General features: G+C 66.8%; 12 protein-coding genes. 11 read left to right on the forward strand and 1 reads right to left on the reverse strand.

Translation table 11 applies throughout. The annotated features are described in order from the left end of the window. Positions 1-158 precede the first annotated feature (158 nt). The 4 genes from AC3A4M_RS21510 (at position 159) to glsA (ending at position 6,002) form a co-directional block, all read left to right on the forward strand. Positions 159-1,415, forward strand: coding sequence for an aminopeptidase P family protein (locus AC3A4M_RS21510; protein ID WP_498738498.1), 1,257 nt, complete (start codon positions 159-161; stop codon positions 1,413-1,415). Between the two features lie 168 nt (positions 1,416-1,583). Continuing rightward, entirely contained in the window at positions 1,584-2,369 is a 786-nt protein-coding gene (locus AC3A4M_RS21515; RefSeq protein ID WP_498738500.1) for a creatininase, read from the forward strand. Further along, positions 2,350-4,005: a BCCT family transporter gene (locus AC3A4M_RS21520; protein WP_498738501.1), complete on the forward strand. Its 1,656-nt coding sequence runs from the start codon at positions 2,350-2,352 to the stop codon at positions 4,003-4,005. The genes AC3A4M_RS21515 and AC3A4M_RS21520 overlap by 20 nt, the downstream gene beginning before the upstream one ends. A 182-nt stretch (positions 4,006-4,187) precedes the next feature. Next, positions 4,188-6,002 carry a glutaminase A gene (gene glsA, locus AC3A4M_RS21525; RefSeq protein ID WP_498738503.1) on the forward strand — a complete coding sequence of 605 codons (1,815 nt, stop codon included), beginning with the start codon at positions 4,188-4,190 and terminating at the stop codon, positions 6,000-6,002. 6 nt (positions 6,003-6,008) lie between these two features. Here glsA and AC3A4M_RS21530 read toward each other — a convergent pair whose 3' ends face one another. Further along, on the reverse strand, positions 6,009-6,572 hold the full coding sequence (locus AC3A4M_RS21530) for a TetR/AcrR family transcriptional regulator C-terminal domain-containing protein (protein WP_498738504.1): 564 nt from the start codon (positions 6,570-6,572) through the stop codon (positions 6,009-6,011). Positions 6,573-6,824: 252 nt separating this feature from the next. Here AC3A4M_RS21530 and AC3A4M_RS21535 point away from each other — a divergent pair, with 252 nt between their 5' ends. From AC3A4M_RS21535 to bioD, 7 genes are all read left to right on the forward strand, one after another. Beyond that, positions 6,825-8,606, forward strand: coding sequence for an L-lactate permease (locus tag AC3A4M_RS21535; protein ID WP_498738506.1), 1,782 nt, complete (start codon positions 6,825-6,827; stop codon positions 8,604-8,606). 74 nt (positions 8,607-8,680) lie between these two features. Continuing rightward, positions 8,681-9,406 (forward strand): FadR/GntR family transcriptional regulator, encoded by a 726-nt coding sequence (locus AC3A4M_RS21540; protein WP_498738508.1) that lies wholly within the window; start codon positions 8,681-8,683, stop codon positions 9,404-9,406. A gap of 133 nt (positions 9,407-9,539) precedes the next feature. Then, on the forward strand, positions 9,540-10,688 hold the full coding sequence (bioB, locus tag AC3A4M_RS21545) for a biotin synthase BioB (protein WP_498738509.1): 1,149 nt from the start codon (positions 9,540-9,542) through the stop codon (positions 10,686-10,688). Further along, positions 10,681-12,105, forward strand: coding sequence for an adenosylmethionine--8-amino-7-oxononanoate transaminase (locus tag AC3A4M_RS21550; RefSeq protein WP_498738511.1), 1,425 nt, complete (start codon positions 10,681-10,683; stop codon positions 12,103-12,105). Before bioB ends, AC3A4M_RS21550 begins: the two co-directional genes overlap by 8 nt. Beyond that, positions 12,105-13,325, forward strand: coding sequence for an aminotransferase class I/II-fold pyridoxal phosphate-dependent enzyme (locus AC3A4M_RS21555; protein WP_498738512.1), 1,221 nt, complete (start codon positions 12,105-12,107; stop codon positions 13,323-13,325). Before AC3A4M_RS21550 ends, AC3A4M_RS21555 begins: the two co-directional genes overlap by 1 nt. Next, positions 13,322-14,440 carry a cytochrome P450 family protein gene (locus AC3A4M_RS21560; RefSeq protein ID WP_498738513.1) on the forward strand — a complete coding sequence of 373 codons (1,119 nt, stop codon included), beginning with the start codon at positions 13,322-13,324 and terminating at the stop codon, positions 14,438-14,440. The genes AC3A4M_RS21555 and AC3A4M_RS21560 overlap by 4 nt, the downstream gene beginning before the upstream one ends. Next, a complete protein-coding gene (gene bioD, locus AC3A4M_RS21565) occupies positions 14,437-15,219 on the forward strand; it encodes a dethiobiotin synthase (protein WP_498738514.1) in 783 nt (260 codons plus the stop codon). Before AC3A4M_RS21560 ends, bioD begins: the two co-directional genes overlap by 4 nt. Positions 15,220-15,227: the final 8 nt, after the last annotated feature.

Below are 15,227 nucleotides of genomic sequence, written 5' to 3' on the forward strand. Positions count from 1 at the left end.
TTCTACCCATATTTTTTGTGATGCAGGGCACATAATCTAGTCCGTAAGGGCAGCGGAAACACATCGCAGTTTCGCGGTTGCCTCCCACAATCACCTTTCGACTGCACCTGTCTGTCAGTCGCTTAGGTACCGCAATTCGTAATTCTTTAGGAGATTCAATGACCATTGCAGCTGCTCCCGCCAATTCCGTCGCCGGACTCGAGCGCCTGAAGGTCCTGCATAACGGGACCAAGCAGAAGCTGACGTTCTCCGACGCCGAGTTCGAACGCCGCCTGACCGGGCTGCGCCAGATCATGGCCGCGAAGGAACTCGACGCCGTCATCCTCACCAGCTACCACGGCATCAAGTACTACTCCGACTTCCTCTACACCACCTTCGGCCGCAACTACGCCCTCGTCGTCACCGCCGAGGACTCCGTCACCATCACCGCGAACATCGACGCCGGCATGCCCTGGCGCACCAGCTACGGCGAAAACATCGTCTACACCGACTGGCGCCGCGACAACTTCTACTACGGCCTCCAGGAAGCCCTGCGCCAGCGCGGCGTCACCGCCCGCCGCCTCGGCGTCGAAGACGACGCCCTGCCCGTACTGACCCGCGAAAAGATCCAGGCCGCGTTCGACGGCGCCCAACTGCTCGACGTCTCCCAGGACGCCATGCGCCAGCGCATGATCAAATCCGCCGAAGAAATCGAAGTCATCAAACACGGCGCCCGCATCGGCGACCTCGGCGGCGAAGCCATCAAAGCCGCCATCCGCGACGGCATCACCGAATACGAAGTCGCCCTCATCGGCACCGAAGCCATGGTCCACGAAATCGCCCGCACCTTCCCCGAACAGGAAGTCCGCGACACCTGGGTCTGGTTCCAATCCGGCATCAACACCGACGGCGCCCACAACTGGGCCACCACCCGCAAACTCCAGCAAGGAGACATCCTCTCGCTGAACTGCTTCCCGATGACCTCCGGCTACTACACCGCCCTCGAACGCACCCTCTTCCTCGGCCAGCCCGACGAACGCTCCCTGCAACTGTGGAACGTCAACGTCGAAGTCCACCGCCGCGGCCTGGAACTGATCAAGCCCGGCGCGGTCTGCAAGGACATCGCCGCCGAACTCAACGAAATCTACATCGGCCACGGCCTGCTCCCGAACCGCACCTTCGGCTACGGCCACTCCTTCGGCGTCCTCTCCCACTACTACGGCCGCGAAGCAGGCCTGGAACTACGCGAAGACATCGACACCGTCCTCGAACCCGGCATGGTCGTCTCCATGGAACCCATGATCACCGTCCAAGACGGCGAACCCGGCGCCGGCGGCTACCGCGAACACGACATCCTCGTCATCGGCGAAGACGGCGCCGTCGAGAACATCACCAAATTCGGCTTCGGCCCCGAAAACAACATCATCAACGCCTAGCCTGCGTCGGGCGGTGCCGGTCCCGGACCGGCACCGCCCCTTCGCACCCAGATCCTCGCCCCGTAAACGTGGCTGCCCGCGTGTATTCCACGCGGGCAGCGACGTTTAGGGGGCGGGCATCCTGTCAGCTTGCAACGAATCGGAGAGACGATGCGCAACAGTGTTTACATGGAGGAGTTGGACTCCTTCACCTACCGCGAAAAGATTTCGGACGGCAAGGCGGCCGTCCTCGTCCCTGTCGGCTCCATCGAACAGCATGGACCGCACATGCCGCTCAACGTGGACGTCCTGCTCTCCCGCGCCATGGCAGGCGGTGTAGCCGAAGCCGTTGGCGGACTGGTCGCGGCCCCCATCACCTACGGCTACAAGTCCCAGCAGCGTTCGGGCGGCGGAAACCACATCCCCGGCACCACCAGCCTGGATGCGTCCACCGTCATTTCCATTGCCCGGACGCTGACCCTCGAATTCGCCCGGCACGGCGTGCGGAAAATCGCTTTCATCAACGGCCATTTCGAGAACTACCAGTTCTTGTATGAAGGTGTTGATCTGGCCGTCACCGAACTGCAGCGGGCCGGGATCGACGATGTGAAGGTCATGCTGCTGTCCTACTGGGATTTCGTCGACGAGGCAACGATTGCCGAACTGTACCCCGACGGCTTCACCGGCTGGGATCTGGAACACGGCGGAGTCCTCGAAACATCACTCATGCTTCACCTGTACCCGGAAAAGGTGGAGATGGACAAGGTCGAAGATCTGCCGCCGGCTGTGCTGCCGAACTACGACGTCCTGCCGGTTCGTCCCGAGCTGACGCCGGCGTCCGGATGCCTGTCCTCCGCAGCCCAGGCCACCGCAAACAAAGGCGAAATCCTGCTCAAGCGTGCAAGCGTCGCCATGTCGGCCGCCCTCGATGCCGAATTCGAGGATGTGATCGACAATGACGTTGAGCAAAAATGAGACAAGGCCGGCAGCGCCGGTGGAATACCGCGCTGACCTGAACCCGCCGGAGCCTCAGGAAGAGAAGAAGCGGCGCGTCGACGACGTTGTCATCAAGGCCGCCGCCATCGTCCTGGTGGTTTCAATTCTCACGTTCGCCGTGGCCGTTCCGGATGGAACTGCCACGGCCATCGGCGCGGCACGGACCTTTGTCACCGAATACTTCACGTGGTTTTTCGTCGCCTTCTCCGCGCTGGCGCTGGGCGTTTGCGGTTGGCTGGCATTCGGCCGGTTCCGCCACATCCGCCTTGGCGGCCCGGATGCCAAGCCCGAGTATGGCAAGTTTGCCTGGTATTCCATGCTCTTCGCTTGCGGCCAGGGCATTGGACTGATCTTCTGGTCGGTTGCCGAACCGATCATGCTCAAAGACGAGAATCCGCTGTTCCCGGCTGGTTCTGCCAGCCCGGCGGACGGGGCGATGGCCTGGTCCTACTTCCACTGGGGCCTGACGGCCTGGGCGATGTACGGCATTGTGGCGATTTGCCTGGCCTACTCGCACCACAACCTGGGCAAGAAGCTAACGTTCCGCGACGCCGTCGTCGATATCTTCCCGCGCAAGTCCCGCCGCGGCGCCGGCATGGTCATCGAGTTGCTCGCGATCCTCGCCACGGTGCTCGGCCTCTCTACCTCGTTTGGTTTTGCCACGCTGCAGTTCACCTCCGGCATCAGCGCCATCACGGGCATCCATGCCAGCGCCCCGCTGTGGATTGCGATCATCGTGGCACTGGGGGCCCTCACGGCAGGATCGGTATTCTTCGGCATCAGCAAGGGCATGAAGCGGATCAGCGAGATCAACTCCGTGCTGAGCATCGTGCTCCTGGTCGCCGTGTTCGCGTTCGGCCCGATCATCTACCTTGCGTCCACCTTGTCGCAGACCTTCGGCGCATTTTTCCAGAACTTCCTGGCGATGAGCCTCTGGACGGATTCCGGCGTCGCGGCCGAAGGAATCGGTTCCTGGCAGGACAGCTGGAATGGTTGGTGGACGGTCTTCATCTGGTGCTGGGTCATCGCGTTCTCCCCGTTTGTGGGGGCTTTTATCGCCCGCATCTCGCGGGGCCGGACCATCGGGGAATTCATCCTGGGCGTCACCGTTGTTCCGTCCCTGATCGTGATGATCTGGATCGGCATCATCGGCGGCGCCGCCCTGTACTACGACAACGGGACGAACGGGTCCATCGCGGCTGCGGTTGCCGAAGACACTTCGCAGGGGCTGTTTGTGATGCTCGAGTACATCCCCGCTGTGGGCACCATCCTGCTGGTCGTGGCGACCATCCTCGTGGCGACGTACTACATCACCTCCCTGGATTCAGGCGTGCACGCCCTGGCGGAATTCGTTTCCTCGGGGCGGACGCCGAGCAAGCTCTTCCGGGTGGTATTGGTGGCGAGCATCGTGGCCATCACCGTGGCGCTGCTGACCCTGGGCGGCACCTCCGTGATCGATACCGTCCAAACCGGCACGATCATCGGCGCGTTCCCGTTCGCCTTTGTCATCATCATCATGGTGGTCAACTTCGTGAAGCGGTTACGAAACCGCGAAAGCGCACAGGTTGAGGCAGCAGCGGCGGAGCAACCAATCGAGGAGCAGTCAACCAAATAGCGGTGCCGTCAGCTTGACCGGCCAACACTGACACCAGGAGGGGCTGTCGCGGCAGCCCCTCCTGTCTGCCGGCCGTCGGAGCCAGGGCAGTTGACGAGGCGCGCCCACCGGCGCACCGTGCTGAACCTGGACGGCGAGGTGGCGATATCGGGGAACAGCGGCCGGGCACATAGGCTGGCGGTATGGACTCCCCTATCCAGCGCTACCTGACGCACATCCACGAGGAGATCGCGCGCATTAAGGACGGCCAACCCGCCAGCTACATTCCCGCGCTGGCGGACGTGGATCCGGACAACTACGGCATCTGCCTGGCCACGGTGGACGGCTACGTCTATGAAGTCGGCGATACGCGCGAAGAGTTCACCATCCAGTCCATCTCCAAGCCGTTCACCTACGGGCTGGCGCTGTCGGACCGCGGCATGGCGGCGGTGGACGAGAAAATCGACGTCGAACCTTCCGGCGATGCCTACAACGAGATTTCCCTGGCCGAGGGCAGCGGCCGGCCCTCCAACGCGATGATCAACGCCGGGGCGCTGGCGGCGACGTCGTTAGTTAAAAGCGCCGGACCGTACTCGCGTTCCCGCCGGATCCTGAACATGTTCTCCGACTTCGCCGGGCGCGACCTGGCCGTCAGCGAGCGCGTGTACAAATCGGAGCTGGCGCACGGGCACCGGAACAAGGCACTGGCCTACCTGCTGCGCTCGTTCAACATCATCGAAACCGACCCGGACCCGGTGGTGGAGGACTATTTCCGGCAATGCTCGGTGCTGGTGAACTGCCGCGATCTGTCCATCATGGCGGCCACGCTGGCGAACAGCGGCACCAACCCGCTGACCGGCGAGGACCTGCTCGAGATCGGCGAGGTGGAGCGCGTGCTGTCGGTCATGACCACCTGCGGGATGTACGACGACGCCGGGGCGTGGATGAGCTCGGTGGGTATGCCGGCCAAGTCCGGGGTGGCTGGCGGCATCCTGGCCGTGCTGCCGGGCCAGGTGGGGCTGGCGGTGTACTCGCCGCCGCTGGACGCGCACGGCACCAGCGTGCGCGGCATCGAAACCTGCCAGCGGCTCTCGGACGACATGGAACTGCACTTTGTCCGGGCCGGCCGCACCGGAAAGTCCGCCATCCGCGCCGGCTACGACATCACGGACTCCCCCTCCGGCATCCGCCGCACCGACGAGGCCGCGGATGTACTGCGCGAGCACGGCCACCGCGCCATGGTCATCGAACTGAACGGGGACCTGCTCTTTGCCGGCTCCGAATCCGTGGTGCGCGAACTCAGCGCCTTGAGCGACGACGTCGAACACGTCATTCTGGACCTGCGCCGCGTGGACGAGGTGGCCGCCGTGGCACTGCGCATGCTCGCCGACGTGCGCGAACAGCTCACGGCTGCCGGGCGCCAGCTGGTGCTGATCGACGGCGAAGGCACGCTGGCGGCGTCGTTTATGGAGGTCGACGGCGAAGTCCCGACCTTCACCACCCGCAGCGCCGCCGTGGAGTGGTCCGAAAACCAGCTCATCGCCAGGTACGGCGGCGACCTTGAGCTCCCGGATGCGGTGCGGCCGGCGGACAGCCCCGCCCTCAGCTCCCTCAGCAAGGACGATGCTGGGGCGCTCGAGCAGCGGATGGAACCCAAAACGTACGACGACGGCGACGTGATCCGCCGCGTGGGGCAGCGGTTCGGCGGCGTGTTCTTCATTGTGTCGGGCAAGATCACCACGTCCGTGCCCGGGCCGAACGGAACGCGGGTCAAACTCAGCACCCTCTCCGCGGGCATGACCTTCGGCGAACTGGCCCTGGGCAGCGAGAACCGGCAGGAAACCACGGTCAAGGCCGTGGGCCCCGTGGAGCTGATGGTGCTCAGCGCCGACAAAATCCTCGCGCTCGAAGAGGACGATGCGCGGCTGGCCCTCGAGTTATGGAAGGCGCTGACCCGCGATGCCTACATCCGGGTGGACCAGTACCTGCGCGAAACCGCCGTCCGCATCCGGGACTGACTGCTCCTAGCGGGCGCGCAGTCCGGCCAGGACCGCATCCACGCCGAAGAGGAAGGCCTCGTCGTCGTCGTTGTCCTGGCGTACGTTTTCGGGCAGCAATCCGGCTGCGGCCAGATCGGCGTGGGTCTGCTCCTCCGCCACGGCGCCAAGAATGAAATGGGTCAGCGTGCGTGCGCCCCAGCGCGTCTGCTGCTCGGTCAGGTCGGTGTCTTGCAGAAGCGTGCGCAGGGTGGCGATCGCCGGAAGCGCCTCCGGGTTCAGCGCATGTGCCAGCGACACCACGTCGGCACCGTCCCGAACGGCCAGCAGCGCGGCGCGGATGTCCGCGGCCAGCCGGCGGACCGGATCGCCGTCCGCCGCCGCGGGGTCAACCGCATCCGCGTCCACCTGCGCCAAAATCTGTTCGGCCAGCACGCCCAGCAGGTCCTGCTTGTTCTTCACGTGCCAATACAGCGCCCCGGGCTGGACACCCAGATCACGGGCCAGCCGCCGCATGGACAGGTCGCCCAGGCCGTAATTGCGCAGGATGTCCATGGCTGCATCCACAATCTGCCGCCGGGTGAGGCTCATCCATTCCTCCTGATCCATACGCCGAAGTCAAAAAGACAGTCCTGTTCCATCATGCCGTAACGGCCGCTGACCGGTGGGCACCGCTGCCCCTTTACTGTCATTGCCCATGCTTCCCGTCCAACGTCGCAGGTCACAGCCCTTTTTCGTGACACCCCTCACAAAATCCACCAAAATGCGCTATTGTTGCGTGGTCAGACCATAGTGGTCCGACCACCACCCCGGTTCCGTGCCCCACCATGCGAAGGAAAACCTGTGGAGACATTTACCCCCACCACTGATCCACTAGCCGGCAGCGTCGCGCTTTCGGCTGTAGTCTCGCTGCTACCGCTGCTGACCTTCTTTGTGCTGCTCGCCGTCGTCAAGACGAAGTCGCACGTGGCCGGGCTGGTGTCCCTGCTCGTGGCACTGCTGGTCGCCATTCTGGCCTTCCAGATGCCCTCCGGTCTGGCCCTGATGTCCGGTGGACTCGGAGCGGTCTTCGGCGCGTTCCCCGTCGTCTGGATCGTCGTGATGGCCGTGTGGCTGTACCAAGTTACGGTCATCAGCGGCCGTTTCGAAGACCTGCGGCGGGTCTTTGATGTGATCGGCCGCGGCGACGTCAGGCTGCAGTCCATCCTCATCGCCTTCTGCTTCGGTGGCCTGCTCGAGGCGCTCGCCGGGTTCGGGGCGCCCGTCGCGATTACCGCCACGATGCTGCTCGCGCTGGGCATGGCTCCGCTGCGCGCCGCCGCCGCCGTGCTGGTCGCCAACACCGCCCCCGTCGCCTTCGGTGCGGTGGCGATCCCGATCACCACCGCCGCGGGACTGACCGGGCTGGATGCCGACCACATCGGCGCCGTAGTCGGCCGCCAGGCCCCGCTCCTGGCGTTCGTCGTTCCCCTGATCCTGTTGCTGATCCTGGACGGGAAGCGGGGGCTCAAGGACTGCTGGCCCGCCGCCCTGGTCATCGGCTCCTCGTTCGGCATTGCGCAGTTCCTTTGCTCGAACTACTTCTCCTACGAACTCACCGATGTGGTGGCCGCACTGGTCGCCATGGGTGCAGCCGTGGCGTTCCTCCGGGTCTGGGAACCGCGCGGCAGGACGGCTGCCCGTGAACGCATCTGCGCCGAGGTTCCGGTCGGCGCGAGCGGCGTGCCGGTCGCTGGAAGTGGCATGCAGGGTGGCGGTTCCGGCGTACAGCGTGGCGGTTCCGGCGGACAGGGTGGCGGTTCCGGCGCCACCGGGACAGACGCTGCCGCCGAACGGCTGACCCCGGTCCGCACCTGGCTCGCACTCTTTCCGTACTTCCTCGTCATCGTGGTCTTCGGTGTAGCCAAACTGTGGACATTCGGCGTGGACATCCCGGGATGGCTGGCCTCCACCGACATCGCGGTGCCTTGGCCGCTGCTGTACGGCAACATCGTCGACGCCGCCGGCGAACCGGTGTCTTCCACAATCTACAAGTTCACCTGGCTGTCCAACCCGGGCACGCTGCTGCTCATTGCCGGACTGCTCGTCGCCGTCGTCTATTCACGTTTCGACGGCGCCGGCCGCTACCCGCTCCGGGTGGGAACGGCGCTGGCCGAAATCCCGCGCACGATCCACCGCATGCGCTGGGCCAGTTTGACCATCCTCACCGTGCTTGCCCTGGCCTACGTAATGAACCTGTCCGGGCAGACCGTCTCCATCGGCACCTGGCTGGCAGGGACCGGCGCGTTCTTCGCTTTCCTGTCTCCGATGCTGGGCTGGATCGGCACCGCCGTCACCGGTTCCGACACCTCGGCCAATGCCCTGTTCGCCAAGCTGCAGCAGACCGCCGGGCTGAAGGCGGGGATTGACCCCAACCTGCTCGTGGCCGCCAACACTTCCGGTGGTGTGGTCGGCAAGCTGATCAGTCCCCAGAACCTGGCCATTGCCGCCACCGCAGTCCGGCTCGACGGGCAGGAGTCCCTCATCCTGCGCAAGGTCGTTGGCTGGAGCGTGGGCATGTTGCTGGTGCTCTGCATCGTCGTCTACCTGCAGTCGACACCGGTCCTGGGCTGGATGCTGCCTTAGGACGCCGAGTCCACCGGCGGCCGGGCATGCCCCGCAAGGCGTGCCCGGCCGCGTGCGCATGCGAAGATAAAGCCGTGACCAGCAAGATAGCTAAACCCGCACCGCGCGCCTACGAGGCGGTGCTCCAAAGCATCGAGGCGGAGCTGCGCTCCGGGGCGCTCAAGCTCGGCGATCAGCTACCCGGCGAACGGACGCTGGCCGAGAAACACGGGCTGTCCCGGGCCTCCGTACGCGATGCCATCCGCATCCTGGACGTACTCGGGGTGGTGCGCACTTCCACCGGTTCCGGCCCCAACGCAGGCGCGGTCATCGTATCCCAGCCTGCCTCCGGGCTGGCCGCCGCACTGCGGTTGCATGTGGCAACCCGCCAGTTGACTGTCGGCGAGATCGTGCAGACACGCATCCTGCTCGAGACCGGGGCTGCCGAGGCCGCCACCATCGATCCTGAGAACGAGGCGACCCGGGCCAAGCTTGACGAGGCCGCGGAACTGCTGGAGTTGATGGACAACCCGAAGCTCGCCCGAGCGGACTTCCATGCGCTCGATGCCCGCTTCCATGTGCTGCTTTCCTCGCTCGCCGGCAATGCGGTCATCGAGGCGATGATGGAGTCGCTGCGCCTGTCCATCAGTGACTACGTTGCGGAGTCGATCCGCAGCGACGAGGCGTGGGAACCTGTCGCCGACGTGCTCCGCGGCCAACATCACGGCATCTTGGCTGCGGTGTCGGCAGGCGAGGGCAAGCGGGCCTCCCAGCTGCTCCGCGAGCACATCGAATGGTTCTACGCCGAAACCCAGCGCTGAGACTCCGGCGTCGGCAAGGGCCGGACAAGACGTAGGTTCCGCGGCTCGTGGACGCACGCCAAGCGGCACGTCACAATCCTGAACACTGTTCAATACTGTTGACACAGCTTCCGCGCCTCTACACACTTGAACGGTGTTCAATTACTTTCAAGACCTGGCCGACCGGCAACTGGCCGGCGGCACCCTGACCCGCGAGGAAGCCCTCGCCGTCCTGCACGCCCCCGACGAGCAGCTCCTCGACGTGGTGGCCGCCGCGGGCCGGCTACGCCGCGCGCACTTCGCCAACACCGTCAAGGTCAACTACCTGGTGAACCTCAAATCGGGCCTGTGTCCCGAGGACTGCACCTACTGTTCCCAGCGGCTCGGTTCCGCCGCCCAGATCCTCAAGTACACCTGGCTCAAGCCTGAAGAAGCCGTGCAGCAGGCCGCCACCGGTATCCGCGCCGGCGCCTCCCGCGTCTGCCTCGTGGCCAGCGGCAAGGGCCCCACCGACCGGGATGTCGACCGCGTGGCTTCCATGGTGGAGGGGCTCAAGGACGAGCACCCGCAGGTGGAGGTCTGCGCCTGCCTCGGCATCCTCAAGGACGGCCAGGCCTCCAAGCTCAAGGACGCCGGCGTCGACGCCTACAACCACAACCTCAACACCAGCGAGTCCAACTACGCCGACATCTGCACCACGCACGAATACGCCGACCGCGTTCGCACTGTTGAGCATGCCAAGGACGCTGGCCTCTCCCCCTGCTCCGGCCTGATCGTGGGCATGGGCGAGACCGACGATGAGCTGATCGATGCGGTCTTCGCCTTACGCGAGCTGGACAGCGACTCGATCCCGGTCAACTTCCTGATGCCGTTCGAGGGCACGCCATTGGAAGGCACCTGGCTGCTGACGCCGGCCCATTGCCTGCGCATCCTCGCGATGATCCGCTTCGCCTGCCCCGCCACCGAACTGCGCATGGCCGGCGGCCGCGAGATGCATCTTCGTTCGCTGCAGCCGCTGGCCCTGCAGGTCGCCAACTCGCTGTTCCTGGGCGACTACCTTACGAGCGAGGGCCAGAAGGCCAAGGCGGACCTGGACATGATCGCCGACAACGGCTTCGTGGTCCTGGGCGCCGGCCCGGATTCTTCGCTCGGGTCCCTCGGGTCCGCTGTGTCGGCTGCTGCCGCTGCGTCCGCCGTCTCCAGCAACCTGCAGGCAACCAACGACGGCGGTGCCCAGGCTTCCGCAGGCCAGGTCACCATCCGCCGCCGCGGCGCCGGTACGGAACTCGCCCCCAATGTCTGAGACTGCCCTCGCCCCCGCGGCCCCGTCGCCTGCGGGCCCGGCGGAAATTCCGGCCGGAACACCCGCAGCTGCCCGCACTCTGGACAAGACAGCCTCCGCTGCGCCGTCGCTCATCGCCCGCGACCGCGGACTGCTCTGGCATCCCTATGCCCCGTTGGACGGGCCGGATCCCTACGCCGTCACGGGAGCGTCGGGGATCCGGCTCCGGCTTCAGGCTGCGGACGGCGAGCGCTTCGAGGCGGTGGACGCGATGAGTTCCTGGTGGTCTGCCATCCATGGCTACCGGCACCCGGTCCTGGACGAGGCGGTCCGGCGGCAGACAGAGCAGTTCAGCCATGTCATGTTCGGCGGCCTCACCCACGAACCGGCTGTCCGGCTCGCCGAGCAGCTGGTGGATCTGGCGCCGGATCCGCTGGAGCACGTGTTTTTCGCGGACTCCGGCTCCGTTTCGGTGGAGGTGGCCCTGAAGCTGGCGGTGCAGTACCAGGCAGCCGTGGGCCGGCCCGGCCGCCAGCAGTTCCTGGCCCTGCGCGGCGGTTACCACGGCGACACGTTCGCGGCGATGAGCGTGTGCGATCCGGTGGACGGCATGCACGCGGCGTTCCCCGGCCTCGTCGCGCAGCAGCATTTCCTGCCGCGTCCGCCCGCGGCGCGGCTGAACAACGACGGCGAACTGGTCGCCGATGCGTCCGAGGTATCCGGCTGGATCGCCCACCTGGAAGAGACTGCGGCGCGGCATGCCGGTGGGCTGGCCGGCATCATCGTGGAGCCGGTGCTGCAGGGCGCCGGCGGCATGTACAGCTACGCCCCTGAATGCCTGCAGGCCCTGCGCCGGGTGGCGGACGAGTACGGACTGTTGCTGATTTTCGACGAGATCGCCACCGGCTTCGGCCGCACGGGCCGGCTTTTCGCGTCCGAATGGGCCGGTGTCGTGCCGGACGTGATGTGCGTGGGCAAGGCACTGACCGGCGGCTACCTGACCCTCGCCGCGCTGCTCTGCTCCGGCGAGGTGGCTGCCGCCATCACGGCCTCAGAGTTCCGCGCGCTGCTGCACGGTCCCACTTTCATGGCCAACCCGCTGGCCTGTGCGGTGGCCACGGCATCCCTGGAACTGCTGCACGCCGCGGACTGGCGGAAGCAGGTGCAGCACGTCCAGCAAGGATTGTCCGCCGCGCTGGCACCGGCTGCCGGCTTGGCTTCCGTCTGCGACGTCCGTGTGATTGGCGCCGTCGGGGTGGTCCAGCTGGACCGGCCGGTGGACATTCCCGCGATCACCCGCGCCGCGCTGGAGCACGGTGTGTGGGTGCGGCCCTTCCGCGACCTGATCTACACCATGCCGCCCTACATCTCCTCGGCCCAGGATATCGCCACCATCGGCGCCGGGATCACCGCCGCCGTCGCCCAGGTCCACGGCTGATGGGCGCCATGCAGCAGTGGCTCACGGACCAGGCCCACGTGCGGACCCGGCGCGGCACGGTGCGGAGCACAACCGCCCGAAACATTACCGAGCGTAACTCGGCCGCCAGGGACTCGGGCGTTCATGACGCACTGCTGGACCTGGCCTCCAACGATTATCTGGGCCTGTCCACCGATCCCCGGCTCAAGGCCGCTGCCGTCGATGCTATCGGGCGCTACGGCACTGGCGCCCGGGCTTCCCGGGTGGTCACCGGCACGCAGCCGGTGCACGCGGAGCTCGAAGCAGAACTCTGCGGGCTGACCGGCCAGCCCGCTGCCCTGGCGTTCTCCAGCGGCTACGCCGCGAACCTCGGCATCCTCACCGCGCTCGGCGGCCCCGGCACGCTGATCGTCCAGGATGAACACTGCCACGCGTCACTGATCGACGGCGCCCGGCTCTCCCGCTCCCCCGTCGAGGTGTTTGCCCATGGCAATCTCGCCGCGCTGGACGGGTTGCTGGCAGGCCGAAGCCAGCCGCGCGCCGTCGTCGTTGTTGAATCGGTCTACTCGGTACTCGGCGACGCCAGTGATCTGACGGAAACCGCGCGCATCTGCGCCAGACACGACGCCCTGCTGGTGGTGGACGAGGCGCACGGAATCGGCGTCGCCGGCGGCGGACGGGGGGCCGTCCACGCGGCCGGCCTGGCGGGCGCGGAGCATGTGGTGCTCACGGTGACCTTGTCCAAGGCGCTCGGTGCCCAAGGCGGCGCGGTACTCGGTCCGGCCGCCCTGCGCGCGCACCTGGTCAACACTGCCCGCAGCTTCATTTTCGATACCGGGCTGGCCCCGGCCGCAGCCGCCGCCGCGGCTGAAGCCTGCCGGATCATCGCCGCCGAACCTTCGCTGGCGCGGGCCCTGCTCGGCAATGCGGCCATCATTGCGCAGGTGTGCGGAATCGAGCAGGCAGCCGGCGCCGTGCAGTCCGTTCCCGCGGGCCGGCCGGAAGACGCCGCTCAACTCGCCGTCCGACTCGAGGATGCCGGGGTCCTGGTCGGATGCTTCCGGCCGCCGAGCGTGCCGGACGGCATCTCGCGGCTGCGGCTGACGGCCCGCGGGGATCTGGCGCCGGAACAGGTGCGGCAGGCCGCCGGGTTGGTCTCCGGCATGGTGGCCGGATTGGAGCCAGGAATGGTGTCAGAAAAGGCAGACGGATTGGACGCTGCAAGGATGGCAGCGCGATGAGCTTCCACGTGGTTTCGGATCCGGCGGAGGTGCGCGAGGTGATGCGCCGGACCGAGGATTTCCTGCCGACGAACGCGCTGACCTCCGTGGTGCCCCTGGCCCCGGCCGCCCTGCGCATCCTCAGCCGCGCCCGCTTTGCCCTGCCGCCGGTGCTGGCGTCGGCTACCGGCGCCAAGCACCGCCACGTCCGCAAACTGGTGGCGGGTTTTTTCACCCCCGCGAAAGTGGCTGCTATCGGGCCGCAGGTGCGGGAGTTGACCCGGGTACGCACCGCTGCGACCGCCGAGCTGCTGCATCACGGGCCGGTAGATCTGGCCGACGCGGTGGCCAAGCACATTCCGCCGGTCATCATGGCGGAGCTGACCGGTATCCCATGCCCTGACCTGGACATCCTCAAACGCTGGAGCCGGGACTCGCTCGAGCTGTTCTGGGGCTGGCCGGCCGAGGACCGCCAGCCGGTCCTGGCGGAGAGCGCCGCGGAGTTCTACGGCTGGTTGCGCGGCGAAGTGGCCGCCAGCCGCGGCACCGCGTCACTCTTCGGCGTGCTCGACGCCGCCGGGCTCACGCCGTCGGAAATCTGCTCGCTGGGCTATTTCCTGGTCATCGCGGGGCAGGAAACCACCGCGCAGCTGATCGGGACGTCCTTCTACCGCGCCTTGCAGGAACCGGGACGCTGGCATCAGCTCGCGGCCGGCACCGGGGCAGGGGCCGGAGCCGAGACCGGGAACGGAGTCGCCCCTGCGGCTACCACCGGAGCCGCGTCCTTCGTGCGGCAGGTGCTGGCCACCGAATCCTCCGTGCATACCTGGCGGCGGGCCGTCCCCCGCGATACGCGACTGGGCGGCACCGAGCTGCCCGCCGGCGCGGAAATCCTGCTCGAGCTCAGCGGCAACCATCCCCCGGACACCGGCGGAACCGCCTATTCGCTGGCGTTCGGGCACGGCCTGCACCGCTGCCTGGGCGCCAAACTGGCCGAGCTCGAAACCGTGCTGGTGCTTGGGGAGACGGCCCGGGCACTGCCGGCGGTACGGCTCACCGGGCCGGAGCCGGACTGGTTGCGCCTGCTGTCCTTCCAAACCCCGCTCACCGTAACGGTGGAACAGGAGGAACAGTGACCGAGGATTCCGCCCTGGCCAGCCTGGCCGGTCCGGCCAGTCCCACCGAACTGCCGCGGGTCATCTTCGTCACCGGCACCGACACCGGGGTCGGCAAGACGATAACGACGGCGGCGCTCGCCACCGCTTTACCGGGCACGGTTTCGGTCTACAAGCCGGCGCAGACCGGGGTTGCCGACGGTGAACCGGGCGACGCGGACGAAGTGCGCCGCCTCTCCGGCGTGACCGCGGTGTCCGAAGGCATCCGGCTGCTCGAGCCGATGGCCCCGGCGGCAGCTGCCGCGCGGCAAGACGCCGCACTGCCTCCCCTCGCGGACCACGTCCGGCACATCGGGAAGCTCGCTGCGGGATCGGACCATGTCCTGGTGGAAGGCGCCGGTGGGCTCCTGGTGGAACTCGATGGCGAGGGCAGGACCCTCGCAGACCTCGCGGCCCGGGTGGAGAACTCCAGTTTCGGCAGTGCCGGTGCCAGCAGTGCCGACGGCCGCAGCTCCGGCGGCTGCAGTGCCGGCGTCGTCGTTGTCTGCCGCAGCGGACTGGGCACGCTGAACCACACCCTGCTTACGCTCGAGGCCATCAAAGTCCGCAACCTCACAGCCGCCGGACTGGTTGTCGGCTCCTGGCCGGCGGAACCAAACGCGGTGGAAGAGGACAACCTGCGGTACCTGCAGAATCTGGACGTGCCGTTCCTCGGCGCCATTCCGCAGGACGCCGCAGGCCTTCACCCAACCAGGTTCCAGGCCGGCGCACGGGAGTGGTTCCGACTGCGCCAGCGCTAGCAGCCGGC

Source organism: Arthrobacter sp. Soil_C_60 (assembly GCF_057656375.1).